At 72.3% G+C, this 26,067-nt stretch carries 23 protein-coding genes and 1 pseudogene; 14 read left to right on the top strand and 10 right to left on the bottom strand.

Annotated elements, in window-relative coordinates; all coding sequences use genetic code 11:
- Window positions 1–45: 45 nt before the first annotated feature.
- From ACFYO5_RS07565 to ACFYO5_RS07550, 4 genes are all read left to right on the top strand, one after another.
- Window positions 46–1,314 (top strand): AAA family ATPase, encoded by a 1,269-nt coding sequence (locus ACFYO5_RS07565; protein ID WP_388705348.1) that lies wholly within the window; start codon window positions 46–48, stop codon window positions 1,312–1,314.
- Window positions 1,311–2,579 carry a VWA-like domain-containing protein gene (locus ACFYO5_RS07560; protein ID WP_388705345.1) on the top strand — a complete coding sequence of 423 codons (1,269 nt, stop codon included), beginning with the start codon at window positions 1,311–1,313 and terminating at the stop codon, window positions 2,577–2,579. Before ACFYO5_RS07565 ends, ACFYO5_RS07560 begins: the two co-directional genes overlap by 4 nt.
- A gap of 402 nt (window positions 2,580–2,981) precedes the next feature.
- The gene (locus ACFYO5_RS07555) at window positions 2,982–3,572 is read left to right on the top strand and encodes a hypothetical protein (protein WP_388707115.1); all 591 of its coding nucleotides are present in this window, start codon (window positions 2,982–2,984) and stop codon (window positions 3,570–3,572) included.
- A 181-nt stretch (window positions 3,573–3,753) separates the two neighbouring features.
- Entirely contained in the window at window positions 3,754–3,975 is a 222-nt protein-coding gene (locus ACFYO5_RS07550; RefSeq protein WP_388705342.1) for a hypothetical protein, read from the top strand.
- 136 nt (window positions 3,976–4,111) lie between these two features.
- On the opposite strand, the gene ACFYO5_RS07545 is transcribed toward ACFYO5_RS07550, so the two are convergent.
- Entirely contained in the window at window positions 4,112–4,534 is a 423-nt protein-coding gene (locus ACFYO5_RS07545) for a YjbQ family protein (RefSeq protein ID WP_356563661.1), read from the bottom strand.
- 92 nt (window positions 4,535–4,626) lie between these two features.
- On the opposite strand from ACFYO5_RS07545, the gene ACFYO5_RS07540 reads away from it, so the two are divergent.
- Window positions 4,627–5,712 carry an NAD(P)-binding domain-containing protein gene (locus ACFYO5_RS07540; protein ID WP_388705338.1) on the top strand — a complete coding sequence of 362 codons (1,086 nt, stop codon included), beginning with the start codon at window positions 4,627–4,629 and terminating at the stop codon, window positions 5,710–5,712.
- A gap of 12 nt (window positions 5,713–5,724) precedes the next feature.
- Here ACFYO5_RS07540 and mltG read toward each other — a convergent pair whose 3' ends face one another.
- Window positions 5,725–6,579 carry an endolytic transglycosylase MltG gene (mltG, locus tag ACFYO5_RS07535; RefSeq protein ID WP_388705335.1) on the bottom strand — a complete coding sequence of 285 codons (855 nt, stop codon included), beginning with the start codon at window positions 6,577–6,579 and terminating at the stop codon, window positions 5,725–5,727.
- Between the two features lie 53 nt (window positions 6,580–6,632).
- Window positions 6,633–8,444 (bottom strand): ABC transporter ATP-binding protein, encoded by a 1,812-nt coding sequence (locus tag ACFYO5_RS07530; RefSeq protein ID WP_388705332.1) that lies wholly within the window; start codon window positions 8,442–8,444, stop codon window positions 6,633–6,635.
- A gap of 94 nt (window positions 8,445–8,538) precedes the next feature.
- Between ACFYO5_RS07530 and ACFYO5_RS07525 the strand changes: the two genes are divergently transcribed.
- The 6 genes and pseudogenes from ACFYO5_RS07525 to ACFYO5_RS07500 all read left to right on the top strand — a co-directional run bounded on the left by ACFYO5_RS07525 (window position 8,539) and on the right by ACFYO5_RS07500 (window position 15,355).
- On the top strand, window positions 8,539–8,988 hold the full coding sequence (locus tag ACFYO5_RS07525) for a MarR family winged helix-turn-helix transcriptional regulator (protein WP_388705329.1): 450 nt from the start codon (window positions 8,539–8,541) through the stop codon (window positions 8,986–8,988).
- A gap of 581 nt (window positions 8,989–9,569) precedes the next feature.
- A complete protein-coding gene (locus ACFYO5_RS07520) occupies window positions 9,570–11,426 on the top strand; it encodes an ABC transporter transmembrane domain-containing protein (RefSeq protein ID WP_388705326.1) in 1,857 nt (618 codons plus the stop codon).
- On the top strand, window positions 11,423–13,249 hold the full coding sequence (locus tag ACFYO5_RS07515) for an ABC transporter ATP-binding protein (RefSeq protein WP_388705323.1): 1,827 nt from the start codon (window positions 11,423–11,425) through the stop codon (window positions 13,247–13,249). Before ACFYO5_RS07520 ends, ACFYO5_RS07515 begins: the two co-directional genes overlap by 4 nt.
- 395 nt (window positions 13,250–13,644) lie before the next feature.
- Window positions 13,645–13,758 (top strand): annotated as a pseudogene (locus tag ACFYO5_RS07510) (aldo/keto reductase); the annotation flags it as partial.
- Window positions 13,759–14,551: 793 nt separating this feature from the next.
- On the top strand, window positions 14,552–15,022 hold the full coding sequence (locus tag ACFYO5_RS07505; protein ID WP_356563149.1) for a DUF5709 domain-containing protein: 471 nt from the start codon (window positions 14,552–14,554) through the stop codon (window positions 15,020–15,022).
- A 78-nt stretch (window positions 15,023–15,100) separates the two neighbouring features.
- Window positions 15,101–15,355, top strand: coding sequence for a type B 50S ribosomal protein L31 (locus ACFYO5_RS07500; RefSeq protein WP_388705320.1), 255 nt, complete (start codon window positions 15,101–15,103; stop codon window positions 15,353–15,355).
- A gap of 23 nt (window positions 15,356–15,378) precedes the next feature.
- On the opposite strand, the gene ACFYO5_RS07495 is transcribed toward ACFYO5_RS07500, so the two are convergent.
- Entirely contained in the window at window positions 15,379–16,173 is a 795-nt protein-coding gene (locus ACFYO5_RS07495; RefSeq protein ID WP_388705318.1) for a metal-dependent hydrolase, read from the bottom strand.
- A gap of 145 nt (window positions 16,174–16,318) precedes the next feature.
- Here ACFYO5_RS07495 and ACFYO5_RS07490 point away from each other — a divergent pair, with 145 nt between their 5' ends.
- Both ACFYO5_RS07490 and ACFYO5_RS07485 read left to right on the top strand, forming a co-directional pair.
- Window positions 16,319–18,832, top strand: coding sequence for a DUF3516 domain-containing protein (locus ACFYO5_RS07490; RefSeq protein WP_356563144.1), 2,514 nt, complete (start codon window positions 16,319–16,321; stop codon window positions 18,830–18,832).
- A gap of 40 nt (window positions 18,833–18,872) precedes the next feature.
- Complete coding sequence (locus ACFYO5_RS07485) at window positions 18,873–19,739, top strand: acyl-CoA thioesterase (RefSeq protein ID WP_388705313.1); 867 nt, start codon at window positions 18,873–18,875, stop codon at window positions 19,737–19,739.
- Between the two features lie 10 nt (window positions 19,740–19,749).
- Here the strand turns inward: ACFYO5_RS07485 and ACFYO5_RS07480 are convergent, their stop codons facing one another.
- Window positions 19,750–20,640: a DUF6397 family protein gene (locus ACFYO5_RS07480; RefSeq protein ID WP_388705311.1), complete on the bottom strand. Its 891-nt coding sequence runs from the start codon at window positions 20,638–20,640 to the stop codon at window positions 19,750–19,752.
- Window positions 20,641–20,767: 127 nt separating this feature from the next.
- Window positions 20,768–21,181, bottom strand: a complete 414-nt coding sequence (locus ACFYO5_RS07475) for a roadblock/LC7 domain-containing protein (RefSeq protein ID WP_356563138.1) — start codon at window positions 21,179–21,181, stop codon at window positions 20,768–20,770.
- Between the two features lie 105 nt (window positions 21,182–21,286).
- Here ACFYO5_RS07475 and ACFYO5_RS07470 point away from each other — a divergent pair, with 105 nt between their 5' ends.
- Window positions 21,287–21,715 carry a PPOX class F420-dependent oxidoreductase gene (locus tag ACFYO5_RS07470; RefSeq protein WP_356563136.1) on the top strand — a complete coding sequence of 143 codons (429 nt, stop codon included), beginning with the start codon at window positions 21,287–21,289 and terminating at the stop codon, window positions 21,713–21,715.
- 14 nt (window positions 21,716–21,729) lie between these two features.
- Here ACFYO5_RS07470 and ACFYO5_RS07465 read toward each other — a convergent pair whose 3' ends face one another.
- The 4 genes from ACFYO5_RS07465 to ACFYO5_RS07450 all read right to left on the bottom strand — a co-directional run bounded on the left by ACFYO5_RS07465 (window position 21,730) and on the right by ACFYO5_RS07450 (window position 26,043).
- A complete protein-coding gene (locus tag ACFYO5_RS07465) occupies window positions 21,730–22,335 on the bottom strand; it encodes an ATP/GTP-binding protein (protein ID WP_388705308.1) in 606 nt (201 codons plus the stop codon).
- Window positions 22,336–22,630: 295 nt separating this feature from the next.
- Entirely contained in the window at window positions 22,631–23,044 is a 414-nt protein-coding gene (locus ACFYO5_RS07460) for a DUF742 domain-containing protein (protein WP_388705305.1), read from the bottom strand.
- Window positions 23,045–23,065: 21 nt separating this feature from the next.
- The gene (locus tag ACFYO5_RS07455) at window positions 23,066–23,503 is read right to left on the bottom strand and encodes a roadblock/LC7 domain-containing protein (protein ID WP_356563130.1); all 438 of its coding nucleotides are present in this window, start codon (window positions 23,501–23,503) and stop codon (window positions 23,066–23,068) included.
- Window positions 23,500–26,043, bottom strand: a complete 2,544-nt coding sequence (locus ACFYO5_RS07450) for a nitrate- and nitrite sensing domain-containing protein (protein ID WP_388705302.1) — start codon at window positions 26,041–26,043, stop codon at window positions 23,500–23,502. The genes ACFYO5_RS07455 and ACFYO5_RS07450 overlap by 4 nt, the downstream gene beginning before the upstream one ends.
- Window positions 26,044–26,067: the final 24 nt, after the last annotated feature.

Raw genomic sequence — 26,067 nt, 5'->3', positions numbered from 1 at the left:
GCCCCGTCCTCACTCGTCGCACCACAGAACTCAAGGTGATCACATATGCCCACTCGCACCCCTGCCCCCGTCACCGCCACCGTCACCGCCGCTTCACCCGGCTACCCCGCCTCTCAACTCGACGTGGCCGGTGAGTTGTTGGCCGTACTCCGCGATACGACGACCGAACCGCGTCCCGACACCCAGCTGGAGGCGCTGACCCTGGCCGTGGCCGCCGACCTGCCCGTACTGCTGTGGGGCGAGCCGGGGATCGGCAAGACCGCGGCACTGACCCAGCTCGCCGAGTCCCTGGACCTGCCCCTGACCACGGTGATCGCCAGCGTGCACGAGCCGTCCGACTTCTCGGGTCTGCCCGTCGTAGGGGACGATCCGGCCGTGCACGGGGTCCCGATGGCACCGCCGGACTGGGCGGTGCGGCTGGTGCGGGCCGGTCGAGGACTGCTGTTCCTGGACGAGCTGTCCACCGCGCCGCCCGCCGTGCAGGCGGCCCTGCTCCGGCTCGTGCTCGAGCGCAGGATCGGCGCCCTGCGACTGCCGCCGGGCGTGCGGATCGTGGCCGCCGCCAACCCGCGCTCCTCGGCGGCGGACGGCTGGGAACTGAGCCCGCCGCTCGCCAACCGGTTCGTCCACCTGCAGTGGACCCACGACCAGGAGGTCGTCGTACGCGGGCTCGGCGGGACCTGGCCACGGGCCACGCTGCCCCGGCTCGACGCCCGGAAGGTGCCGCAGGCCGTGGACTTCGCGCGGCGGGCGGTGTGCGGGCTGTTGTCCGCCCGCCCCACGCTGGTGCACCGGCTGCCCGGCGGGGAGGCCCGCCGGGGCGGTGCCTGGCCCTCGCCCCGGACCTGGGACATGACGCTGACCCTGATCGCCTTCGCCACGGCGGCCGCCTCCTCCCGGGAGGTGCTGTCCCTGCTGGTGCGGGGGACCGTGGGGGACGGTCCGGGGCTGGAGCTGCTGGCGAGCCTGGACCGGATGGACCTGCCCGACCCCGAGGCCGTACTGGCCGATCCGACGGGTGTCGAACTGCCCGAGCGGGGGGATCTGCGCCAGGCCGTGCTCGACGCGGTGGTGGACGCGGTCCGCAGGCGTCCGGACAGGGACCGATGGGAAGCGGCGTGGACGCTGCTGGTCCGGGCGGTGGAGACGGGGGCGCCCGACCTGGTGGTCGTCCCCGCGACCACGCTGGCCTCGCTCCGCCAGGCCGACTGGGACGTTCCGGCGACGATCGAGCGGCTCGCCGGCGTGGTGTCCCTGTCCCGGCGGGCGGACGTGGCGGCGGCCCGCTCCGTCCCCGCGCGGTCCGGCCGATGAACCAGGACACCGCGGGCACCCTGGACCTCGACAGGCTCTTCGCCGCCCGGCTGCACGCCGCACGGGCCCGTCCCTACCTGGCGACGGCGCTGTTCGCCCTGCACACCGTGGAGTCGCGGCACGTGCCCACGATGGCCGTCGACCAGCACTGGCGGTGCTACGTCTCACCGTCGTTCGTCGACCGGACGCCGGTGGAGGAACTGGCCGGCGTCTGGGTGCACGAGGTGTCGCACCTGCTCCGCGACCACCACGGGCGCAGTGACCGGGTCGCTCGCACGCGCGGCCTGACGGGGCCCGGAGAGCGGCTGCGGATGAACATCGCCGCGGACATGGAGATCAACGACGACGCCTTCGGCGACGGACTCCTGCGACCTGAGGGAGCCGTCCGGCCCCAGACCCTGGGCTTGTCCCAGGGCGAGCTGATGGAGGACTACCTGCGCCAGTTCCGGTTGGGGCCGCGCACGCGGGAGATGGCCTGGCTGGACTGCGGCAGCGGCGCCGACGGACTGGACCGGGAGTGGGATCTGGGCCCCGACGGCGCGCACGGGCTGAGCGCGCAGGAGCGGGACGCCGTCCGGTTCCGCGTCGCGCAGGGCATCGTCGGCCGTCCGGGGCACGCCCCGGAGAAGTGGCAGCGGTGGGCGGAGGAGGCGTTCCATCCGCCGCAGCCGTGGCGGGAGTTGCTGGGCGCGGCGGTCCGCTCGGCGGCCTCCGGTCCCGGTGCGGGCGAGGACTACACCTACGGCAGGCCGTCGCGGCGCTCGGCCGGGGTGCCCGGAGTCGTCCTGCCCAGCCTGCGGCGCAGACCGCCCCACGTCTCGGTGATCATCGACACCTCGGGGTCGGTCAGCGACGCCGAACTGGGCAGCGCGATCCTCGAGGTGGCCGCGATCGCGCGCGCCGTGGGCGGTCGCCGCGACCTTGTCACGGTGTTGCCCTGCGACGCGTCGGCCCGGATCGTGCACCCGCTCTGCCAGGGCGAGGGCATCCCGCTGATGGGCGGTGGCGGCACGGACCTGCGCACGGGCTTCGCCAAGGCGCTCCGGTCGCCGCCCCGGCCCGACGCCATCGTCGTCCTGACGGATGGTCAGACCCCTTGGCCGGCCTCCCGACCGCCCTGCCGGACGGTGGTGGGGCTGTTCCCCAGGAGGGGGGCGGCCAACGACGCGTGGGACGAGGACGATCCCGACTACGTGCCGGACACGCCGCCCGCCTGGGCACGGGTCGTGGAGATCGGCTCGGTGCCTTCGGGAGGACGTAGGTGAACGGGCGAACGGGTGTCGACGGCGTCCTCGGCGGGGCGGGTGCGGGCTTCCTCGCGCGGGCCGTGCGCAAGGGCGACGCGGGGCGTGCGCGAGCACGGCTCCGCCTGCCGGCCCCACCTCCGTGGTGGAGCTAGCCCTACCTCAGGTCCGGTAGGCCGCTCCCTCGTTACGGGGCGGAGAACAGGGCATCGTTCAAGTCGGCGGATCCGAAGCCCGGTCGAAGCTGGGCCGCGGTTCGGGCTCGGCCGCGGTTCGGCGGAGAGTCGGCCGCTGTCGTGCGGCCGGCACCCAGAGCCTCCAAAGCCGTCAAGGCCCCCAAGCCCTCAAAGCCCGAGTTCCACCCGGAAGGAAACCGCGATGACATCGCCCGTCCTGTCGAAGCCGCAGCCGCAGGCACAGGCGATGTCCGTGCAGGAACCACCGCGGACGGAGGTCGCGACCGGAGCGGGGGCCGCCGCGCCGGCGGCCGCGTCGACGACGCCCGGCCCGCTCGCGTCCTTCGTGCGGTTCGTGGTCTGCGGCGGCGGGGTCGGCCTCCTCTCCGGCGCCGCCGTCCCGCTGCTGGCCGCGCTGATGCCCTGGGCGCTGGCGAACGCGGCGATCACCGTGGCGTCGACCCTGCTCTGCACCGAACTGCACGCCCTGTTCACGTTCGGCACCGGGCGCCGTGCCGGGTGGCGACGGCACATGCAGTCCGCCGGGTCGGCCACGGTCGCCTACGGGACCACCTGCGCCGCGGTGTTCGTCCTGTACGCCGTCCAGTCCTCCCCCGGCCTGGTCACCCAGCAGGCCGTGTACCTGGGCGCCTCCGCCCTGGCGGGCACGGGGCGCTTCCTGGTGCTGCGGCTGTTCGTGTTCGCGGACCCCGCGCGGCACGGGACGGCCGCGGACCCGCGCGGCGGAGCGCCCGCGCCCACCGCACTCGTGCCGGCCGTGCCCACCGCGCTCGTGCCCGCCGTCCGCGTCCGGCCCGTTCTGGCCCCCGCGTGCTGAGCGCCAGGCACTGGTGGATCTGGGCAGGCAGGCCCACCGGCGCCGCCACCGCCCGGAGTTGGGCCCACCGGCGTCGCCACCGCTAGGGATTCGGCCCACCGGCGTCGCCGCCGCCCGGAGTTCGGCGGATCGACGTCCCCCGACCGTCCGTCGATACCCGTCCTGCTTCTACAGTGCGGGTATGGAGATCAGGTGCTCGCAATGCCAGGGCTTCGACCTCGAGCCGGGGTTCGTCGAGGACGCCGGCGACCACTCGCAGGGGTACGCGCGGTGGATCCCGGGGCCGCTCCAGCGCGGGCTCCTGGGCGGCGCCAAACGCTGGGGCCGACGCCGGTTCCAGATCGACGCCCACCGCTGCCGCGACTGCGATCATCTCGAACTCTTCGCACGGCACGAGGTGTGAGGCGCCGCGGGCGGCGTGGGGCCGCCGCTTCCGGGGACCGCCCACGATCACCGCGGCGCTCCGGGACGCCGGATCAATGCCCGCGGGGGAGGCGAGAGATGCCCGATCAGGCCCTCGCGGTCGTGGCGCCACCGGACTATCCGAGGAACGACAACCGCACCTGACGTTCGGGGTTGTCGCGGTTGGTGTCCACGAGGCACACCGACTGCCAGGTTCCCAGCCGCAGGGTTCCGTCCACCACCGGCAGGGTGGCGTGGGGCGGGACGAACGCCGGGAGAACGTGATCGCGGCCGTGGCCGGGGCTGCCGTGGCGGTGCTGCCAGCGGTCGTCGGCGGGGAGGAGGGCGTGCAGGGCGGCAAGGAGGTCGTCGTCGCTCCCGGCACCGGTCTCGATGACGGCGATGCCCGCCGTGGCGTGCGGGACGAAGACGTTGAGAAGGCCGTCGCGGCCGGCCGCCGTCTCCCGCAGGAAGGCCTCGCAGTCACGGGTGAGGTCGACGACCCTCTCCTGGGCGCCGGAGGCGATGTGCAGTACCCGGGTGGTGAACGCATCTGACATGCCCCCATCCTGACCCATTCGCGCCCGGTCGACGATCGTCACGTGCTCGGCCCGGCGGGAAGATCCACGACCTCGGCTCTGTTGATTCACATGTGAACGACATGCGTGAGGTCGAGGTGGTCGTCATCGGCGCCGGTCAGGCGGGGCTGGCCGCCGCCTACCACCTGCGGCGCACCGGCTTCGAGCCGGAGCGCGACTTCGTGGTGCTCGACCACTCACCCGGCCCGGGCGGCGCCTGGCAGTTCCGGTGGCCCTCACTGACGTACGGCAAGGTGCACGGGATGCACGCGCTGCCCGGCAGGGAACTGACGGGAGCGGATCCGGCGCGCCCCTCCTCCGAGGTGATCGCCGAGTACTTCACGGCGTACGAGCGCGCCTTCGACCTGCGGGTGCGGCGGCCGGTCGATGTGACGGCGGTGCGTGAGGGGACGGGCGGTCGGCTGCTCGTCGAGAGTTCCGACGGCACGTGGGCCACGAAGGCGCTGATCAACGCCACCGGCACCTGGGACCGGCCCTTCTGGCCGCACTACCCCGGGCAGGAGACCTTTCGCGGCCGGCAGTGGCACACCGCGCGCTATCCGGGGCCGGAGGCGTTCGCGGGGCTGCGGGTGATCGTGGTCGGCGGCGGTGCGTCGGGGACCCAGCACCTGCTGGAGCTGGCCCCGTACGCGGCCGCCACCACCTGGGTGACGCGGCGCCCGCCCGTCTTCCGCGAGGGCCCCTTCGACGAGGACGCGGGTCGCGCCGCGGTCGCGCTCGTGGCGGAGCGGGTACGGCAGGGGCTGCCGCCGAGGAGCGTCGTGTCCGTGACCGGCCTGCCGCTGAACGACGCGATCCGGCAGGGGCTGGCGGACGGGGTGCTCGACCGGCTGCCGATGTTCGACCGGATCACACCGGACGGAGTGGAGTGGAAGGACGGGCGGCACGTGTCCGCCGACGTCATCCTGTGGGCGACCGGTTTCCGGCCCGCCGTGGACCACCTGGCGCCGCTGCGGCTGCGCGAGCCGGGCGGCGGTATCCGTGTCGAGGGCACGCGCGCCGTCGCCGACCCCCGCGTCCACCTCGTCGGCTACGGTCCCTCCGCGAGCACCGTCGGCGCCAATCGGGCGGGGCGCTCGGCCGTACGGGACATCAGGCGGCTGCTCGCCGAGCCGGCCGGGGAGCCGGCCGCCGCCTGACGTGCCGCCGGGTCAGGGGGCCTTCGTCGGAGTCCGCGAGGCCTGAGCGCTCTGCTGGACCCTGTTGAACTCCGCGACATTGCGCTGGTGCTCCTCGTAGCTGGCGGTGAAGCGCGTGTCGCCCGGCCTGACCGTGACGAAGTACAGCCAGTCGCCGGGCGTCGGGGTGAGAGCGGCGCGCACGGCCTCCTCGCCGGGGTTGTCGATGGGCGTGGGAGGCAGGCCCATGCGCTGGTAGGAGTTGTAGGGGCTGTCGACGCGGGTGTCCGCCGTGCTCGTCCTGAGCGTGGCGCGGTTCAGCGCGTAGTTGATGGTGGAGTCCATCTGCAACGGCATGCCGCGCTCCAGACGGTTGAAGACGACGCGGGCCACCTTGCCCATGTCCGCCCTTGTGGCCGCCTCGGCCTGGACGATGCTGGCGACGGTGACCGCCTGGTAGACGTTCATCGCGTTGCGCTGGGCCCCGGCGGTGACCGGCGCGCCGCTGAACTTCCTGTTGGCCGTGGAGACCATCTGCTTCAGCAGCGCCTGCGGTGTCGGCTTCCCGTCCAGCGGATACGTCGCCGGGAAGAGGTAGCCCTCCGGGTTGCCCCCGGCGTCGGGCGGCAGTTTCAGTCCGGCCTTCGGCAGCGATTTCCTGGTCGTACCGGCCGGCAGGGCGAGGGCCTTGTCGACGGCCTCGTAGATCTGGCCGGCGCGCCAGCCCTCCGGGATCACCAGCGCCGTCGTCTTCTTCCCGGGGCTGTCCATGCTCAGCAGCGGCACCGCCACAGCGGTGCCGGCCGCGACGGCTCCGGTCGCGATGAGGACGAGGCGGCCCCGGCGCGTCAGTCGGATCGTGCTCCGTGGCGGAGTGTTCATCTGCATGCGGGCACGGTAACCCGCATATCATCACAATTCCGGCATCACTCGACTCATTGTCAGCTTGTCGACTCCAGTCGGGCGTCCCGGCGCACCAGCTCCGCATACCGCCCGTCGCGCTGCAGAAGCTCCTCGTGCGTGCCCCGTTCGGCCGGCCGGCCGGAGTCCAGGACAACGATCTGGTCGGCATTGCGGATGGTGGAGAGCCGGTGGGCGATGGTGAGCGTGGTGCGGTTGGCCGAGAGCGCGTCGATGGCCTCCTGTACGGCGTGCTCGGTCCGGGTGTCCAGGGCGCTGGTCGCCTCGTCGAGGATGAGCACCGGCGGGTCGCGCAGGATGGTGCGGGCGATGGCCAGGCGCTGCTTCTCACCACCGGAGAACCGGTGCCCGCGCTCGCCGACGACCGTGTCGTACCCGTCGGGCAGGGCGGCGATGTGGTCGTGGATCTGGGCCGCGCGCGCCGCCGCGTGCAGTTCCTCCTCGGTGGCGTCCGGCTTGGCGAAGCGCAGGTTGTCGGCGATCGAGGAGTGGAAGAGGTACGTCTCCTGCGAGACGACGCCGACCGCCCGCGCCAGCGTGTCGAAGTCGAGGTCGCGGACGTCGACCCCGTCGATGGTGACGCGGCCGCCGGTGACGTCGTACAGACGCGGCACCAGGTAGCCCAGCGTGGACTTGCCGGCGCCGGTCGGCCCGACGACGGCGAGGCTGCTGCCGGCGGGGACGGTCACGTCGATGCCGTCGAGGACGGGCGGGACCGTGTCGTCGTCGGCGTCGTAGCGGAACTCCACGTTCTCGAAGCGGACCTCGCCCTTGATCTGGTCGAGGTGGACCGGGTCCGCCCGCTCGGTGATGTCGACGGGCAGGTCGAGGTACTCGAAGATGCGCTGGAAGAGCGCGAGGGAGGTCTGGATCTGCACGCCGGTCGACAGGAGGCTGACGGCCGGACGGAACAGGCCCTGCTGGAGGGAGACGAAGGCGACGATCGTGCCCAGGGAGGCGCCGGGGCCGCCGAGCTGGAGGGTCATGCCCGCGGTCCAGTAGATGACGGCCGGCATGGCCGACATGACGATCCCGATGACCGACATGCGCCAGCGTCCGGCCATGCTCGATCTCACCTCGAGGTCGACGAGGCGCTCGGACTCGTCGGCGAAGGAATGGGTGAGGGAGTCGGCGCGGCCCATGGTGCGACCGAGCAGGATGCCGCTGACCGAGAGCGACTCGGTGACCGTGGCGGCCATTCCGGCCATCTGCTTCTGCCGCTGGGTGGTGATCTTCCGCCGTTCGTTCCCGACCCGGCGGCTGATCCACACGAACACCGGCAGCAGGAGCAGCGACACGACGGTGAGACGCCAGTCGAGGGCGACCATCGCGACGATGGTGGCGACGACGCTGGTGAAGTTGGAGACCAGGGAGGTGGCGGTGGAGGTGACGGTCGCCTGCATGCCGCCGATGTCGTTGGCGATGCGGGACTGGACCTCGCCGGTACGCGTGCGCGTGAAGAACGCGAGCGACATGCTCTGGAGGCGGCCGTAGACCGCGGTGCGCAGGTCGTGCATGACGCGCTGGCCGACCGTCGTGGAGATCAGCGTCTGGAGGACGCCGAAGACACCGGCGAGGACGGCGCTGAGGATCATGCCGAGGGCGAGCAGGCTCAGCAGGCCGGTCCGGCCCTCGGGGATGGCGACGTCGAGGGTCTCCTTCAGCAGGAAGGGCGTGGCGACCGAGACGAGCGAGGAGGCGGCGACGAGCAGGCCGACGACGGCGAGCCGACCACGGTACGGGCGGAAGAGTCTCAGGATGCGGCGCACCTGCCGAGGCTGTTCCTCGGCGTCGCCGGACGGGTGCCAGGAATCTGGCTTGTCGGGATGCATGGGCTCCTACGGGAGGTGAGTCGAGCGGGACGGAGGGAGCGTAGCTCATTGTTACCTATACTCACAATGAACGGCATCCTGATATTGTTCCCGCATGACCACCCCCGATCCCGACGGCGCGCTCGCCGAGCAGCTGCTGCGGTTCACCCGCCGGGTGCACCGCATCCAGAAGCGCCATCTGGAGCTGTCGGACCTGGGCATCACGCCCGCCCAGTCCCGCCTGCTGCGCACCCTCTCCCACTTCAGCGCCCCGCCGCGGATGGCGGACGTCGCCGAACGCCTGGAGGTCGTGCCGCGGGCGGTGACCACACTGGTCGACGGGCTGGAGACGAACGGCAAGGTGCGCCGGGTCCCGGATCCGACCAACCGCCGGGTGATCCGCATCGAGCTGACCGACGCGGGGCGCGCCGCGCTGCGCGAACTGCACCGGGCGCGCCAGTCGGCGGCCCACGAGATCCTGGCCCCCCTCACGACCGTGGAGCGGGCCGTGCTCGGGGAGTTGCTGGACACCTTGATCGACGGCACGGCGGCCCCGCACTGTTGAGGCGCCGCCGGTTCATCGAGGCGGCGCCGCTTCGCCGTTGCGGCTGAGGCCTTGCCTCTTCATCGAGCCGTCGCAGCTCCAGGGCAAGGACGGCGGGCGCCGCCCCGTGACGCCGGGGCGACGGCCGCGGCACTTCTCGGCACTCGTCACGGCCGGGGCATTCGTCGCGGCCGGGGCGGCCGACATGGCCCTTCCGGGTGACCGGTGAGCGGTGACTGGTGAGCGGTGACTGGTGACCGGTGTCGCGTCAGTGGCCTTGGGGGCGGGGGCTCCTCGGCCGTCGGTCAACAGCCGGTCATCGACACCGACGGTCACCGACACCGACGGTCGTCGACACCGCAGGAGGTACCCACCGCGGATGGCCGGCCCTGCGGATGGTCGGCACCGCGGGTGGTCGTGCGTTCCTCGCGTGGGTGCGGCGGGTCCCCGGGGGGCGGGCGGTGGGCGGCGGGCAAAACCATGCGGCGCCCTGAAAAACAGGTTGATTTTGACCACCGTGCGAAGCGAACCTTTCACGGTTTGCTGTCGCCGCTCCCCGCGGCCCCTTCCGCCCTATCCCTGACACGAGCCACTGGGACGTCATGCAGATCCAAGACCTTCCGTATCCAGACCCGGGCGTGCCGGACGTCCGCTCGGGTTCCCGATTCCTGTGGTGGCTCGGGCGCAACCAGCTGGGCGGCCAGCTCAGATCCCTGGCCTGGGGCCTGCTGCACTTCATGGCGGTGTCGGCACAGCCGTTCTGCGTCGGGTTCGCCATCGAGGCCGTCATCGACCGCTCCGGAGCGCGGCTGGCCCTCGCCGGTGGGCTGATGGCCCTGTTCGGCGCCGCGACCGCGCTCGGGGACACCTTCCTGCACCGAGCGGCCGTCACCAACTGGATCACCGCGGCCGCCCGCGTCCAGCAACTCCTCGCCCGCAAGGCCTCGCAGTTGGGCTCCGCCCTCAGCCGACGCGTCGCGGCCGGTGAGGTCGTCGCCGTCTCCACCGGTGACGTCGAGAAGATCGGCTGGTTCGTCGAAGGCGTCTCGCGCTTCTCCGCCGCCGCCCTGACGGTCGTGTTCGTCTGCGTCGGCCTGGTGGTCTACCAGCCGGCCCTCGGCGTCGTCGTCGCCGTGGGCCTGCCCGTCGTCGCCTTCGCGGCGCTGCCCCTGCTGCCCCACGCGACGCGACGCGCGGACCTCCAGCGCGAGAAGGCCGGACGCGCGACCGAGCTGGCCTCCGACACCGTGGCCGGCCTGCGGGTACTGCGTGGCATCGGCGGCGAGGACCTCTTCCTCGACCGCTACCGCCGCGCCTCCCAGGAGGTCCGTCACGCGGCGGTGCGCAGCGCCCGCATGTGGTCGCTGATCAGCGCCATCCAGGTCCTGCTGCCCGGCCTGCTGCTGATCGCGGTCGTGTTCTACGGCGTCCACCTGGCCCGCGCGGGCCGTATCTCCGTCGGCGAACTCGTCACCGTCTACAGCTCCGTCATGGTCCTGGCGTACCCTCTCAGGCACTTCGAGGAGATCGCGATGGCCTACTCCTTCTCCCGTCCGTCGGCTAAACGCGCCGCCCGCGTGCTGTCGCTCGAACGGGTCACGGACGCGGGTGGGTCACGCGCCGCGGAGCTGCCCTCCGGGGATCTGTACGACCCCGCCACCGGGCTGCTGGCCCCTGCCGCACGACTCACCGCCGTGGTGTGCGGCGACCCGGACGCCGCCGGGCGACTGGCCGAACGCCTCGGCGGACACCCCTCCGAGGACGGCCCCTCCGTGCTGCTCGGCGGAGTACCGCTGGACGAACTGCCGCTGGACAGCGCGCGCACGGCCGTCCTCGTCCAGGACAAGGACCCGGTGCTGCTGTCGGGCTCCCTGCGCGACCTGCTCGACGTGCCCGCCTCGGGCGAGGTCGGCGCGGCGGCGGCGCTCGCGGCCGCCCAGTGCGGGGACGTCCTCGACGCCCTCGTCCAGGGCTCGCTGGACGCCGACGATCCGATGGACGCCCACATCACCGAACGGGGGCGCTCCCTGTCGGGCGGCCAGCGCCAGCGACTGGCCCTGGCCCGCTCGCTCTTCACGGACCCCGAGGTTCTCGTCCTGGACGAACCGACCTCCGCCGTCGACTCGCACACCGAGGCACGGATCGCCGAGGGACTGCGGGAGATCAGGACGGGGCGCACCACCGTCATGTTCACCTCCTCCCCGCTGTTGCTGGACCGGGCCGACCGGGTCGTCCTGGTCCACGAGGGTCTGGCCGTCGCGGCCGGGGCACACCGCGAACTGCTCCACACGGAGCCGCGATACCGCGCGGTGGTGACCCGCGAGACCGAGGAAGAGACCGCGGGGATCACCGACACCGCGCCGACCGTGGCGACCGACGCGACCGCGCTGAGCGGTGTGCTGAAGGAACTGCACGAACTCCACGACGACGAACGGCAAGAGATCGAGGAGTCCGCATGATCGGCGTGGCGCCACCCGCGTACGACCCGGCGGCACCGACGACAGCGAACACGCTGCCCGTGGGCGCCCCCGCGACCGTACGCGCCTATGTGGCCGAACTGTTGCGCCGGCACCGCCGCGCGTTCGTCATCCTGCTGGTCGTCAACACGGTTGCCACGGTCGCCTCCATGGTGGGTCCATGGCTCCTCGGCGACGTCGTGGAACGGCTCTCGCAGGGGGCCCGCGAACTCCATCTGGGCCTCGTCGCCACGCTGTTCGTCGTCGCCCTCCTCGTCCAGGCCTTCTTCGTACGGCAGGTACGGCTGCGCGGGGCGATGCTCGGCGAGCGCATGCTGGCCGACCTCCGCGAGGACTTCCTCGTCCGGTCGGTGCGGCTGCCGCCGGGTGTGCTGGAGCGGGCCGGCACGGGCGACCTGCTGTCCCGCATCACCACCGACATCGACCGGCTGGCCAACGCCATGCGCGAGGCGGTGCCCCAGCTGACGATCGGCGTGATGTGGGCGGCGCTGCTGCTCGGCGGACTCGTCGTCACCGCTCCGCCGCTGGCGCCGGCCGTGCTGGTCGCGGTGCCGCTGCTGGTGGCCGGCTGCCGGTGGTACTTCAAGCGTGCCCCCGCCGGGTACCGCTCGGAGGCCGCCGGTTACGCCTCCGTCGCCGCCGCCCTCGCCGAGACCGTGGACGCCGGCCGCACCGTCGAGGCGCACCGGCTGGGTGACCGCCGTGTCGAACTGTCGGAGCTGCGGGTCAAGCAGTGGACGGCCTGGGAGAACTACACGCTGTGGCTGCGGTCGGTCCTCTTCCCGGTCATCAACCTCGTGCACGTCACCGTCCTCGGGTCGGTCCTCATGGTCGGCGGGGTGTTCGTCCTCCAGGGATGGATCGAGGTCGGTCAGCTCACCACGGGCGCGCTGCTGACCCAGATGCTCGTCGACCCGGTGAACCTGATCCTGCGCTGGTACGACGAGCTGCAGGTGGCGCAGGTGTCGCTGGCCCGGCTCGTCGGAGTGCGCGACATCGAGCCGGACGCCGGTGACTCCGGGCTCGAACCGGACGGGCGGGACGTACTCGCCGACCGGGTCCACTTCGGCTACCGCGAGGGCGTCGACGTGCTGCGCCAGGTGTCCCTGGAGGTCGCGCCGGGCACCCGGCTGGCCCTCGTCGGCCCTTCCGGCGCGGGAAAGTCCACACTGGGCCGGCTCCTCGCCGGCATCTACGCTCCCCGGGACGGCAGGGTCGCCCTCGGTGGCGCCGAGCTGTCCCGCATGACTGCCGAACGCGTCCGCTCGCACGTCGCGCTCGTCAACCAGGAGCACCACGTGTTCGTCGGCTCGCTCCGTGACAACCTCCGGCTGGCCCTTCCGCCCGCCCGCCTCGAGAAGGGCGGGACGGAGCCGGCCGAGGCAGGGGAGGCGGAGGAGGCCGAGCTGTGGGCGGCGCTCACCGCGGTCGACGCGGACGGCTGGGCACGCGCGCTGGACGAGGGACTGGACACGGAGGTCGGCTCGGGCGGACAGGTACTCACCCCGGCACAGGCCCAGCAGATCGCGCTGGCCCGCCTCGTCCTGGCCGACCCGCACACGCTGGTCCTCGACGAGGCGACCTCGCTGCTCGACCCCCGCGCCGCCCGCCACCTGGAACGCTCCCTCGCCCGCGTCCTGGACGGCCGTACCGTGGTCGCCATCGCCCACCGCCTGCACACCGCTCACGACGCGGACGTCATCGCCGTGGTGGAGAACGGCCGCATCAGCGAACTGGGCAGCCACACGGAGCTGGTCGCCGCTGACGGGGCCTACGCGGCCCTGTGGCGGTCCTGGCACGGCTGAGCGGATGGATGCGGGAGGTGACGGGTGGCGAGAGGCGGCGGGCGACGGCGGGCGGTGAGGGCCGGCTGGGCCGGGTCGCCGTGAGGGGGGTCGGGGGACGGCCGCGGCCGGGCTCCGGTGAGGCTGGCGAGGGCCCGCCTCCGGGCTCCCGCCAGGTGAGCGGAGACGGGATGCCGGTCTCCCGCGGCGTGAGCGGAAGCGGGATGCCGGGCTGTCGGCGGGCTGCGTCGAGGCGCGCGGCAGTGAGCTGCCGGACTCGCGCCGAGACGGGCGCGCACTGACCGTGACCGGCTCGCCGGCGCACCGTTCCGCCGGGAGCTGGTCGGCACGCACAAAGCTGGGCCGTGGAGGGGGGCCGGTCGCACGCCGCACCCGTCCACGGAGGAGACACAGTCATGAGGTACCGCACCCCGTGCGTACCGGTGGGTGTACAGGTCGGCTCGCTCGTGCTCGGCGCGATGAACTTCGGCGCGATCGGACGCACCACCCAGGGTGAGGCCATCGCCATCCATCGTCGTCTCCCCGGGCGCCGACCTGGCCGCACGCGAGAAGCACGACACCCCGCCCGCACCGCTCGACCCGGCTCCGCGGCGCCGCTGAGCCCCTCGGCCGACGGCGGCGACAGAACACCTCCGGGAAGCGACGGCCGGTCACCGCCAGGGCAAAACGAGCAAGGTGTCGGTCGGTCGGCATCCGGGGGGGGCGAGACCCGGCCGTGAGCGGGCGCCGAGCGGGCGAGCGGGAACCTGCCGCGGGTGCGACCCTCGCGAGGCCGGAGCGTTGGCTCCCCGGCTCGCCGCTCGTAAGCCCGACGGGAGCCTGCTGCGGGTTCGACCGAGGCCGGAGCGCTTTCTCCCCGGTCCGCCGCCCGTAAGGCCGGCCGGAGCCTGCCCCGGGCCGGCCACCCGGGAGACCTACGGCACTCCGCCGCGGCCGGATCACCACCGGGCGGGGACCGGGGGCCGAGCCGGGGGCGGATCGCGCGGCGGATCGCGCGGCGGATCGCGCGGCGGATCGCGCGGCGGATCGCCGTGCGAGGCCCATGCGGCCCTCGTCGGCGAGGGGTCGTGGCCGGGGTTCCGGCGGCGCCGAGTGGCGGCCTTCCGCTGGCGCCCCGGGTGCCACAGAAGCGTTCTGGCGTTGCGCGCTCCCGAAGGGGGGTGGAACGCTGGAGAGCGGCACCCGCGGAAGGCAGCCGGGCCGGCCCGTCCGGCTTACCCCCCAGCCGGACGGTGCCCCGTGCCCGGCGGTCCACCACCGGCCACACGGCGAGAACGGGCCCTTCACCCCCTGGAGGTACCCGTGAACAGCGCCGACGGATGGGGAGACGACGTCTACCAGCCCGACGCCTCCGACATCCAGGACGACGCCGGACTGCTCAACGGGGAAGACACCCTGGAGAGCGACGACGTCGACGACCCACTGGACCGGGGATGGTCGCCTCCCGAGCGGCCCTGGGCCGTGGAGCACTCCGGCGTGACGGCCGCGGAGCGCCGGCGGGGCGAGTCCTTGGACCAGCGGCTCGCGGAGGAACTGCCGGACCTCGCGGTGCCTGGCGGCGACGGTCTCGGTGACTGCGAAGGCACCGACGGGGAACTCCTGGACAAGGAGGTCGGCGCCGCCCGCTCCGGCCGCCTGGTGGCACCGGACGAGGGAGCGCACGAGGACGAGGAGAGCGCCCTGGTCGCCACCGACGTCGGCATCGACGGCGCCGCCGCCTCCGCCGAGGAGGCCGCGATGCACATCGTGGACGAGGACGCCCTGCCCGGCTGAACCGCCCCGGACGTCCTGACCGGCTGCCACGGCCCGCGTCGGGCCGCCGGTCCCGCACCCACCGAACGAGGAGCACGTATGCAGCAGGACAAGCACCCCGACTACCACGCGGTCGTCTTCCGCGACCGTGCCGCCGGCTACGCCTTCCTGACCCGGTCCACCGCGAGCAGCGACCAGACGATCGAGTGGGACGACGGCGAGACCTACCCCGTCGTGGACGTCGAGATCTCCTCGGAGAGCCATCCGTTCTACACCGGCAAGGCCCGCACCGTGGACACGGAGGGCCGGATCGCTCGCTTCGAGCGGCGCTACGGCGAAGGCACGCCGACCTGACCCGGTCCCGCCGCCGGCACGGCTCAGATGTAGTTGAGCGCGGCGGCGCCGCCCACCCCTCCCAGCAGCATGAACACGGGCATCAGCACCTTCAGCTCGACCCAGCTGCCGGCCCGGAACCGCATCGCCTTGGGCGGACCGATCGGGTACCACCGCTTGCGCCCGACCGGGATGGGCCACAGCACCGGGCAGCCGGAGACGGTCAGCGCGTCCCCGATGTCGTGGACCAGGGCGCCCAGCACGATCGGCAGCCCGAGCCACAGATACTCCTGGCCGGGATCCGTGAACAGCCAGTCCGCGCCGTTGCCCGGCTTGTCGAGCACGCCGGCGATGATCCACGCGCTGGTCGCCGCCAGCAGCCACACCAGCACGTCGCTGCTGGAACCCCGCGTCGCCCGCCAGAGCAGTCCCTCGATCGCCAGGACCATGTGGACGAAGAGAAGTGCCAGCACCGCCCAGCGGCCCCCGCTGATCGCCAACGCCGAGGCACCCGCGCCGATCATGACGGCCCAGAGCCAGGTGTGCGTCAGGGTGCGGTGCCCGCCGGAGCGACGCGGGTCGCCCTGTTTGCGGGTGCTCTTGTAGACGGCGTAGGAGAGCTTGTCGACGATCTCGCACAGCCAGCGTGAGACGGGTCCGAAGGCCCGGGAGATGGTCGCGGCCTTGTGATCGAGGTCCGGGGCCAGCGCCGCGCCGGCACAGATGAGCGCACCGGCGAGCAGCACCGGCCACGGCATCGAGTGGCCGGCCGCGGCTGCCGCCGCGCCGACGCCGAGCCAGGCGGCGGCGCCCGACAGTGAGTGTGCTGGTCCCATCATGGCCGTTCCCCGCCCCATTCCTCATGCGCCGCTGTCCAGTTGACCGGGTGCGATGACGCTCCGTCGGCGACACAGCGTAGCTGCCGTGATCTTCGGTCCCGCAGCCGATTCCCCCCTCCGGCACCGAGGCAGGCAAGATGGGGGCGTGACCCTCATCGATCAGTTGCCGCCGACCCCAGATCCCGACGCCCTGTACGAAGCCTTCGAGTCCTGGGCCCAGGAACGCGGTCTCACGCTCTACTCCCATCAGGAGGAGGCGTTGATCGAGGCGGTCTCCGGGGCGAACGTGATCGTGTCGACGCCGACCGGCTCCGGCAAGAGCATGATCGCGGCGGGTGCGCACTTCGCGGCACTCGCCCGCGACGAGGTCACCTTCTACACCGCTCCGATCAAGGCGCTGGTGTCGGAGAAGTTCTTCGAGCTGTGCAAGATCTTCGGCACGGAGAACGTCGGGATGCTCACCGGCGACGCGTCCGTCAACGCCGACGCCCCGGTGATCTGCTGCACCGCCGAGGTGCTCGCCTCGATCGCGCTGCGCGACGGCAAGCACGCGGACGTCGGCCAGGTAGTCATGGACGAGTTCCACTTCTACGCGGAGGGCGACCGCGGCTGGGCCTGGCAGATCCCGATCCTGGAACTGCCGCAGGCGCAGTTCATCCTCATGTCGGCCACGCTCGGCGACGTGTCCTTCTTCGAGAAGGACCTCGCCCGGCGCACCGGCCGGCCCACCGCGGTCGTCCGCTCGGCGACCCGGCCCGTACCGCTGTCCTACGAGTACCGCTTCACGCCGCTCACGGAGACGCTCACCGAGCTGCTCGAGACGAAGCAGGCTCCCGTGTACATCGTGCACTTCACGCAGGCGCAGGCGGTGGAGCGGGCGCAGGCGTTGATGAGCATCAACATGTGCTCGCGCGAGGAGAAGGAGCGGATCGCCGAGCTGATCGGCAACTTCCGTTTCACCACCAAGTTCGGCCGCAACCTCTCGCGCTACGTACGGCACGGCATCGGCGTGCACCACGCCGGCATGCTCCCCAAGTACCGGCGGCTGGTGGAGAAGCTCGCCCAGGCGGGTCTGCTGAAGGTGATCTGCGGGACGGACACGCTCGGTGTCGGCGTCAACGTGCCGATCCGGACGGTGCTGTTCACGGCGCTGACGAAGTACGACGGCACTCGTGTGCGCACACTGCGGGCTCGTGAGTTCCATCAGATCGCGGGCCGGGCCGGCCGGGCCGGCTTCGACACGGCCGGCTTGGTGGTCGCGCAGGCCCCCGAGCACGTGGTCGAGAACGAGAAGGCGCTCGCGAAGGCGGGCGACGACCCGAAGAAGCGCCGCAAGGTGGTCCGCAAGAAGGCGCCCGAGGGTTTCGTCGCCTGGACCGAGAACACCTTCGAGAAACTCATCGGCTCCGAGCCTGAGCCGCTGACGTCCCGCTTCCGCGTCACGCACACCATGCTGCTGTCGGTGATCGCCCGTCCGGGCAACGCCTTCGAGGCGATGCGGCACCTGCTGGAGGACAACCACGAGCCGCGCAAGCAGCAGTTGCGGCACATCCGGCGGGCCATCGCGATCTACCGTTCGCTGCTGGACGGCGGGATCGTGGAGAAGCTCGACGCACCGGACGCCACGGGCCGCGTCGTCCGCCTCACGGTGGACCTCCAGCAGGACTTCGCGCTGAACCAGCCGCTGTCCACGTTCGCACTGGCCGCGTTCGAGCTGCTGGACCCGGAGTCGCCGTCGTACGCGCTCGACATGGTCTCCGTCGTGGAGTCCACGCTGGACGATCCGCGGCAGATCCTCGCGGCCCAGCAGAACAAGGCGCGTGGCGAGGCGGTCGCCGCGATGAAGTCGGACGGTGTGGAGTACGAGGAGCGCATGGAGCGCCTCCAGGACGTCACGTACCCCAAGCCGCTGGAGGAGCTGCTCTTCCACGCCTACGACACGTACCGCAAGAGTCACCCGTGGGTGGGTGACCATCCGCTGTCGCCGAAGTCGGTGATCCGCGACATGTACGAGCGGGCCATGTCGTTCACCGAGCTGGTGTCGCACTACGAGCTGGCCCGCACCGAGGGCATCGTGCTGCGCTACCTGGCGAGCGCCTACAAGGCCCTCGATCACACGGTCCCGGACGACCTGAAGTCCGAGGACCTGCAGGATCTGATCGAGTGGCTGGGTGAGATGGTGCGCCAGGTCGACTCCAGTCTGCTGGACGAATGGGAGCAGCTGGCGAATCCGGAGGAGATGACCGCCGAGGAGGCCCAGGAGAAGGCCGACGAGGTCAAGCCCGTCACCGCCAACTCGCGTGCCTTCCGCGTCCTCGTCCGCAACGCCATGTTCCGCCGCGTCGAACTCGCCGCTCTCGACCACGTGGAGGAGCTGGGCGAGATGGACGGCGAGTCGGGCTGGGACGCCGACGCGTGGGGCGAGGCGATGGACAAGTACTGGGACGAGTACGACGACCTCGGTACCGGTCCCGACGCCCGCGGCCCGAAGCTGCTCGTCATCAAGGAGGAGCCGCAGCACGGGCTGTGGCGTGTCCGCCAGATCTTCGACGACCCGAACGACGACCATGACTGGGGAGTCAGCGCGGAGGTCGACCTGGCGGCGTCGGACGCCGAGGGTCGCGCGGTGGTCCGCGTCACCGACGTCGGCCAGTTGTGAGCGCCGGACAAGGCAGCCCAGGCACAGGAGAAGCACACACATGACGAATCCGGCCGAGAGGCTCGTCGACCTGCTGGACCTCGAGCAGATCGAGGTCAACATCTTTCGCGGCCGCAGCCCGCAGGAGTCGCTCCAGCGGGTCTTCGGCGGCCAGGTGGCCGGCCAGGCGTTGGTGGCGGCCGGCCGGACGACGGAGGGCGACCGGCCCGTGCACTCGCTGCACGCGTACTTCCTGCGGCCGGGTCGGCCGGGCGTGCCGATCGTGTACCAGGTGGAACGGGTGCGGGACGGGCGGTCGTTCACGACCCGGCGGGTCACCGCCGTGCAGCAGGGGCGCACGATCTTCAATCTCACCGCCTCCTTTCACAAGCCTGAGGAAGGTCCTTTCGAGCACCAGCTGCCGCCGGCACGCGAGGTGCCGGACCCGGAGTCCCTGCCGACGGTCGTCGAGGAGGTCCGGACGCATCTGGGCGCGCTGCCCGAGCAGTTGGAGCGGATGGCGCGTCGCCAGCCCTTCGACATCCGTTACGCCGACCGGCTGCGCTGGAGTCCCGAGGAGATCAAGGACGCCGAGCCGCGCAGTGCGGTGTGGATGCGTGCCGTCGGGCCGCTGGGGGACGACCCGCTGGTGCACACCTGCGCGCTGACGTACGCCAGCGACATGACCCTCCTGGACGCTGTCCGTCTCCCGGTCGAACCCTTGTGGGGTCCGCGCAACTTCGACATGGCGTCCCTGGATCACGCCATGTGGTTCCACCGGCCGTTCCGCGCGGACGAGTGGTTCCTCTACGACCAGGAGTCGCCCGTCGCGACCGGGGGCCGGGGTCTGGCCCGCGGGCGGATCTACGACCTTCAGGGGCGTCTGCTGGTGTCCGTCGTCCAGGAGGGGCTGTTCCGGAAGTTGTAGGCCCGGTGATTCAGGCGCTTCCACTACGGCGCAGCCAGCCCAGGAGTCCGCTTCTGGGCCGCTCGGTCCTCGCGGTCCGCCCCGGTTCCGCCGCCGTCCGTGGCGGGACGGACTTCGCGGTGGGCCGTGGTGCCGGATGGTGGGCGCGAGCCTCTGCCAGGGTGTGGGCCAGGTCGGAGCGCAGCCAGGCGATCTCGTCCGGATCGGCCGCCGTCATGATCCTCTCGACCAGGTGTGCGGCCGGTGAGCCCGGGGCGCTGTGTGTCGGCGGTCCGGGCCGGAAGCGGTTCAGGTGGGAGCGTTCGTAGGGGTCCCTGGCGATCTCGGCGACCTGTAGCGGGTCCAGGAGCGCGGCCAGGGCTCCCGCCCGCTGCCAGGGGCCCTCGGCCTGCCGCAGCAGGAATCCGAGATGCCGCCCGCGCCAGTTGCGGGCCCGTAGGTCCAGGCCGGCGGCCAGCCGGTCGCGCATCGCCTCGGGCGTCCGGCCCGTCAGCAAGGACGCATTGCCCTCGTCGGCGGCGAACTGCCGTAGTTCGTCGGTGAGATACAGCCACACGACGGCCCGGTACCGGTTGAGATAGAAGGTCACGGGTGCCACGAGCCCCAGCCTCGCCAGGCGGGTGAAGCGGCTCGGGGGCACCTGCATGACGGCCGCCGCTTCCGTGGTGCCGACGGCCTCGACGCTCCTGGCGAGGGCCTCGGGGAAGCCGTGCGCCGCGCGAAGACGGTCGATCTCGGTACGGGTCACCCGTCGGCCCCCGCCCCCTTCGTCGGGCACGGTCCTGATCCGTCCGAGGTGCACGGCGAGGTCGAACTGGTTGCGCTTGAGGCCCAGTTCGCGTGCCGCGCGACTGTAGGTGCAGGAAAGGGTGTGCGGTGGTGCGACGGTGTTGCCCGACATGGCCGGTCTCCCCGTGGAGTGATGTGCCCCGCGCCGTCCGCGGTGGCCTCGGGAAAAACCGTAGCCGGATCCTCACACCTCGTGGCGGGCCTGTGGACAACTCCACGAGAAGCTGTGAAAGACGAGGTCAAAGGCCTGTGGACGGATCGTTGCCGAGTCGGCGCGCGTCCACGGTGAGGTGTTCTCCGACCCGGTTGACGAGCAGGGCCATCTCGTAGGCGATCTGTCCCATGTCCGCCTCCGCGGCGCTGAGCACGCAGAGACAGCTTCCGGTGCCGGCCGCGGTGACGAACAGCACCGCGTCGTCGAACTCGACCATCGTCTGGCGCACCTGACCGGCGCCGAAGTGGCGGCCGGATCCCTTGGCGAGGCTGTGCAGTCCGGACGAGACGGCTGCGAGGTGCTCGGCGTCCTCCCGGCGCAGTCCGGTGCTGGCACCCGTGACCAGCCCGTCGTTGGACAGGACCAGCGCGTGGCGCACTTGTGCGACGCGCTCGGTCAGGTCGTCCAACAGCCATCCCAGGCCCTGTTTCCGTGCCATGTCCGTCTCCCCGTGACGTTTCCCCGTGTGCTGCTCCCGCCTGGCCGACGGGTCCGTTTCGCCAGCCTTCCCCACCACCGGCCACCGGGCAAGGAGGATGGGGGCATGGCACAGAAGATGACCGACGAGGAATGGCGGGCGTTCGTCTCGCAGGGCACCCGCACCGGAAAACTGTCGACGGTACGGGCCGACGGAAGTCCGCATGTGGCACCCGTCTGGTTTCTGCTCGACGGGGACGACGTGGTGTTCAACACGGGAAAGGAGACGGTGAAGGGGCGCAATCTCGCGCGGGACGGCCGGGTCGCCCTGTGCGTCGACGACGACCGGCCGCCGTTCGATTTCGTGGTGCTTCAGGGCCGCGCCCGGATCTCGGAGGATCTCGATCAGGTGCGGCTCTGGGCGACCCGTATCGCGGCGCGGTACATGGGTGAGGACCGGGCCGAGGCGTTCGGCGCCCGCAACGGCGTCCCGGGCGAGCTGCTCGTCCGGGTCGCGATCGAGAAGGTGCTGGCACAGAGGGCCGTGGCGGACTGACGCGGGGGCCTCCCTCAGCTCACCGAGTCGAGCAGCCGGGCGGTGTGCATCCGCCCGGCGTACTCGACGAGCCGGATCAGCACCTCCTTCCCCGAGTCGCGGTCACGGGCGTCGCAGAGGACGACCGGGGTCCCCTGGTCCAGGTCGAGGGCGCGCGCGACCTCCGGGGCGCCGTACGACCGTGCGCCGGTGAAGCAGTTGACGGCCACCACGAAGGGGATGTGGCGATGCTCGAAGTAGTCGACCGCGGGGAAGCAGTCCTCGAGCCGCCGGGTGTCGGCGAGGACCACGGCGCCCAGCGCACCTTGTGAGAGTTCGTCCCACAGGAACCAGAAGCGGTCCTGGCCCGGGGTGCCGAACAGGTAGAGGGAGAGTCCGGAGCGGATGGTGATCCGGCCGAAGTCCATGGCGACGGTCGTGGTGACCTTCTGGTCGACGCCGTCGGTGTCGTCGACCAACTGGCCTGCCTCGCTCAGCAGTTCCTCGGTGCGCAGCGGTCTGATCTCGCTGACCGCGCCCACGAGGGTGGTCTTGCCCACGCCGAACCCGCCGGCGACCAGTATCTTCAACGCCAGCGGGGCGCTGTCGCCACCCGCGGTGTCGGAGTGCTCGGAGACCATGGATCACTTCTCTCGGGAGTGTCGGCAACGGTCGACGTGGGTACCGGGTTCGGGCGCTGGGGCGGCTCGGCCGCGCGCGGCTGCGGTCCGGGCGGCGGTGCGGTGCGGTTCTGCGCTCAGGGCTACGGTGCGGGACTGCGAAGGCAGCAGCATCATGACAATGGGGGGCCCGTTTCCGGCTGGTTCGACCGTTGTCTCCACTATGTGACCGCCTGCTACCGGTTCGTTGTCCGAAGGCGTGCGCGATTCGGTTCGGGGTGGGTCCGTACGCTTCCGGGTCCCTCCGAACGTCCATCTACAGCGCCCTCAGCCCCTCGATGACCTCGCGCAGGATCCGCTCGTCGGGGAGTTGCGCGGGCGGGACCGGACGGCTGACGGTGACGCAGCCGAGTTCCAGCAGGTCGCCGAGGAGTACCCGGACCACGCCCACGGGCAGGTCCGAGCCCGCCGCGAGTTCGGCGACGGACTGCGTCTCCGGGCGGCACAGGTCGACGAGGGCGAGGTGTTCCGGCCCGATCCCCGTGCCGTCGGCACCCGGGGCGGCGGGGTCCAGGGTGACCAGGGCGATGAGGTCGAAGCGCACCCCGGTGGGACCGGGTTTCGTGCGTCCGCCCGTCATCGCGTAGGGGCGGACCAGGGGCCCCGCCTCGTTGTCGTACCACTGGCTGCCCTGTTCGTGCGGGGCGCCGGTCGTCATGTGCTCGTTCATCTGCGCGGGTCACCTCTCGCCTCATCCGGCGGTGGGCGGCCGCGCGGAGGTGCGCGGTGCCGTGCGGAGGTGTTCTCCGACCCTTTTGACCAGCCGTGCCATCTCGTAGCCCACCAGGCCGATGTCGGCGGTCACCGCGGTGAGGACGGCGAGGCAGGAGCCGTCGCCGGCGGCGGCGACGAACAGGAAGCCGTCGTCCATCTCCACCATGGTCTGGCGTACCCCGCCGGCGCCGAAGTGCCGGCCGGCGCCCTTGGCGAGGCTGTGGAAGCCCGAGGCGACCGCGGCGAGGTGTTCGGCGTCCTCACGGCTGAGGCCGGTGGAGGAGCCGACGGCGAGACCGTCGTTGGACAGCACCACGGCGTGCCGTACCTCGTTCACGCGCATCACCAGGTCGTCCAGCAGCCAGTCGAGTTCGCCGGACCGCTGGGCCGGCCTCATGCTCGGGTCCTGGATCATGCGGGGTCTCCTTCGGTGCTTTCGCGGCCCGGTGCGGCGCCGCGGCCGGGTTGCCTGCCGCCGCCACGCGCCCAGCCGTCGCGGTAGGCGGCCATACGGTTCCGTACGAGTTCCGGGGTGTGTCTGTCGTCGTTCCGCGGGCCGGGGGCCTGCGCCGGTTCCCTCGTCGTCGACCGGCGCAACTGAGGGGCGAGGCTGGCTTGCCGGACCCGGCGCGGAAGGTCCTCCGATCCGCCCGGTCCGGCAGGCTCACCAGGCCGGTCCGAGCTGTCGGAGTCGTCCGACGGGCGGTGCAGGCGCAAGGCGGTGACTCCAGGTGGCGGGGGATCGGCGGCCGCCGGTTCCGCGGCGGCCCGGACGGGGGCGACCAGCGCCGGCCGCCGGACGGTCGGGGGGACGGCCTCCTGCCGGCGGTCGGCGGCGGACACACGCGCGTACTCGTGTTCCAGGCGCTGCTCCTCCCCTGCCACCTCCCGAGCGGAACGTTCCGGCGTGTGGCTGTGCAGCAGGGCCGTGGGCAGCAGGACGACCGCGGTGGTTCCGCCGTAGGGCGAGGTGCGCAGGTGGACCTTGACGTCATGGCGGGCCGCGAGCCTGCTGACCACGAACAGACCGAGCCGGTCGCTGTCGAACAGGTCGAGGGCCTCGGACTGGGCGATGCGCCTGTTGGCCTCGGCCAGGGTCTCCTTGCCCATGCCCAGGCCACGGTCCTCGACCTCCACGGCGTAGCCGTTGCCCACGGGTTCGCCGGTGACGCGCACCCGCGTGTGCGGCGGTGAGAACTGGGCGGCGTTCTCGACGAGTTCGGCGAGCAGGTGGGTGAGGTCGGCGACGGCGGTTCCCTCGACGGAGGCCTCGGGGAGTTGTCGCACCTCCACGCGCGCGTAGTCCTCCACCTCGGAGACGGCGGCGCGCACCACGTTGGTCAGGGAGACCGGCATCCGCCAGGCCCGTCCGGGAGCGGCTCCGGAGAGGATGATGAGGCTCTCCGCGTGGCGCCGCATACGGGTGGTGAGGTGGTCGAGCCGGAAGAGGTCGCTCAGTTCGTCGGGATCCTCGGAGCGGCGTTCCATGCTGTCCAGGAGGCTGAGCTGGCGGTGGACGAGGACCTGGCTGCGGCGGGCGAGGTTGACGAACACCCCGGAGATGCCGCTGGCGAGTTCGGCGCGTTCCACGGCGGCCCGCAGCGCGGCTCGGTGCACGGTGCCCAGGGCCTCGGCGACCTGGCCGGTCTCGTCCTCGGCGGGTGGTCCGGACGGGGCCTCGGCCCGCAGGTCGATCTCCTCGCCCGCCCGCAGCCTCCGCATCGCCTCGGGGAGTTTGCGGCGGGCGATCTCGAGGGCGACGTTGCGCAGGCCGACGAGTTCGACGACGAGGCCGCGGCCGATGCGTACGGAGATGACGAGCGAGGCCGCGACGGCGGCGAGGCCGAAGAGGACCGCGGCGCCGGCCGGCGTGAGCAGCCCGCGGGTGAAGGGGTCGGCGCGCTCGGCGACATCGCGCGCGGCGTCCGCCTCGATGGTCCGCATGCCGTCCTGCACGCGTGCGTGGGCCCTGCCCCAGGTCTCTTCCGGTGCGGCGGCGACGGCCTTCGCACCCGGCCCGGCGTCGAGCACCTTGCCCTCCACGGAGTCCACGGCGGCGTAGGCGCTGCCCGCGGCCAGACTGCCCCAGGCGGTGCGCTCGGGGCCGCGGAGGTCCACGACGGCCGTCTCGGTCAGGGAGCGGCGCGCTTCGACGGCGCCGGTGAACAGCCGCATGCGCTCACCGTCGAGGCGGCCGGCCAGACGGGCACTGGCGAGTACGACGTCCTCCTGGGCGAGCGCCTCCCCCGCACGGGAGAACTCGACCAGCACGCGCGCGTCCGAGCCGAGTTCGGCGTCCTGGATGCCGGAAAGAGCCCCGCCGACGGAGAACGCGGACGCGATCGCGCGCGTGTAGCGGCCGTAGGTCTGCTCCCAGTCCGCGCTGCCGCCGAGCACCGCGGCCCGCGACGGGCGCAGTTCCTCGGCTCCGGAGACGAACGCCTCCAGCCGCTGGGCGACTCCCGCGGGCAGGTCCTGGCCGTCGGCCACCGTCCCGTCGTCTCCGAGGCGGAGTTCGGCCACCGCTCGGTCGGTCGCCTCGCCGAGTTTCGTCAGGTCGCCGCCCTGTCCTGCGGCCGGGTCGGTGGCGTGGCGGACGGCGGCCGCCCGTTCGGCCTGCAACGCGGCCACGGCGGCCGCCACCGGGGTGCGGATCTGGGAGTCCACCCGCTGGAGCTGGCGCAGCCGCGAGATGTCCTGGGCGGTGGTGACGGTGGCGTACGCCCACAGGGCCAGCAGGGAGACGACCGGCACCATGAGAAGGCAGACGATCTTGGCGCGCACGGTGCGCGGCCGGATCCGCCAGTGTCCCGCGCGCGGGAGCGGCGCGTCCGTCGGTACGGCCATCTGTTCGTCCGGCCCCTCGTCCGCGGGTGGTCCGGCGTGGGCGCGACGCCCGCGCACGGGGGTCGGCGTCTCGGCGCCGTCCGTGGGGGTCCTACGGGGTTTGCGCATGGCCTCCTCGCTCCTCAGTGGTTC

It is taken from the genome of Streptomyces sp. NPDC006259 (assembly GCF_042870975.1).
Taxonomy (GTDB): Bacteria; Actinomycetota; Actinomycetes; order Streptomycetales; family Streptomycetaceae; genus Streptomyces.
Note: the sequence above shows the minus strand (reverse complement) of the source record. Positions and strands in the feature narration are given on the sequence as shown.

Coding starts and splice junctions, on each gene's coding strand:
- ACFYO5_RS07565 (WP_388705348.1), top strand. CDS start 46: ATGCCCACTCGCACCCCTGCCCCCGTCACCGCCACCGTCACCGCCGCT.
- ACFYO5_RS07560 (WP_388705345.1), top strand. CDS start 1,311: ATGAACCAGGACACCGCGGGCACCCTGGACCTCGACAGGCTCTTCGCC.
- ACFYO5_RS07555 (WP_388707115.1), top strand. CDS start 2,982: ATGTCCGTGCAGGAACCACCGCGGACGGAGGTCGCGACCGGAGCGGGG.
- ACFYO5_RS07550 (WP_388705342.1), top strand. CDS start 3,754: ATGGAGATCAGGTGCTCGCAATGCCAGGGCTTCGACCTCGAGCCGGGG.
- ACFYO5_RS07545 (WP_356563661.1), bottom strand. CDS start 4,534: ATGTCAGATGCGTTCACCACCCGGGTACTGCACATCGCCTCCGGCGCC.
- mltG (WP_388705335.1), bottom strand. CDS start 6,579: ATGCAGATGAACACTCCGCCACGGAGCACGATCCGACTGACGCGCCGG.
- ACFYO5_RS07530 (WP_388705332.1), bottom strand. CDS start 8,444: ATGCATCCCGACAAGCCAGATTCCTGGCACCCGTCCGGCGACGCCGAG.
- ACFYO5_RS07525 (WP_388705329.1), top strand. CDS start 8,539: ATGACCACCCCCGATCCCGACGGCGCGCTCGCCGAGCAGCTGCTGCGG.
- ACFYO5_RS07520 (WP_388705326.1), top strand. CDS start 9,570: ATGCAGATCCAAGACCTTCCGTATCCAGACCCGGGCGTGCCGGACGTC.
- ACFYO5_RS07515 (WP_388705323.1), top strand. CDS start 11,423: ATGATCGGCGTGGCGCCACCCGCGTACGACCCGGCGGCACCGACGACA.
- ACFYO5_RS07500 (WP_388705320.1), top strand. CDS start 15,101: ATGCAGCAGGACAAGCACCCCGACTACCACGCGGTCGTCTTCCGCGAC.
- ACFYO5_RS07495 (WP_388705318.1), bottom strand. CDS start 16,173: ATGATGGGACCAGCACACTCACTGTCGGGCGCCGCCGCCTGGCTCGGC.
- ACFYO5_RS07485 (WP_388705313.1), top strand. CDS start 18,873: ATGACGAATCCGGCCGAGAGGCTCGTCGACCTGCTGGACCTCGAGCAG.
- ACFYO5_RS07480 (WP_388705311.1), bottom strand. CDS start 20,640: ATGTCGGGCAACACCGTCGCACCACCGCACACCCTTTCCTGCACCTAC.
- ACFYO5_RS07475 (WP_356563138.1), bottom strand. CDS start 21,181: ATGGCACGGAAACAGGGCCTGGGATGGCTGTTGGACGACCTGACCGAG.
- ACFYO5_RS07470 (WP_356563136.1), top strand. CDS start 21,287: ATGGCACAGAAGATGACCGACGAGGAATGGCGGGCGTTCGTCTCGCAG.
- ACFYO5_RS07465 (WP_388705308.1), bottom strand. CDS start 22,335: ATGGTCTCCGAGCACTCCGACACCGCGGGTGGCGACAGCGCCCCGCTG.
- ACFYO5_RS07460 (WP_388705305.1), bottom strand. CDS start 23,044: ATGAACGAGCACATGACGACCGGCGCCCCGCACGAACAGGGCAGCCAG.
- ACFYO5_RS07455 (WP_356563130.1), bottom strand. CDS start 23,503: ATGATCCAGGACCCGAGCATGAGGCCGGCCCAGCGGTCCGGCGAACTC.
- ACFYO5_RS07450 (WP_388705302.1), bottom strand. CDS start 26,043: ATGCGCAAACCCCGTAGGACCCCCACGGACGGCGCCGAGACGCCGACC.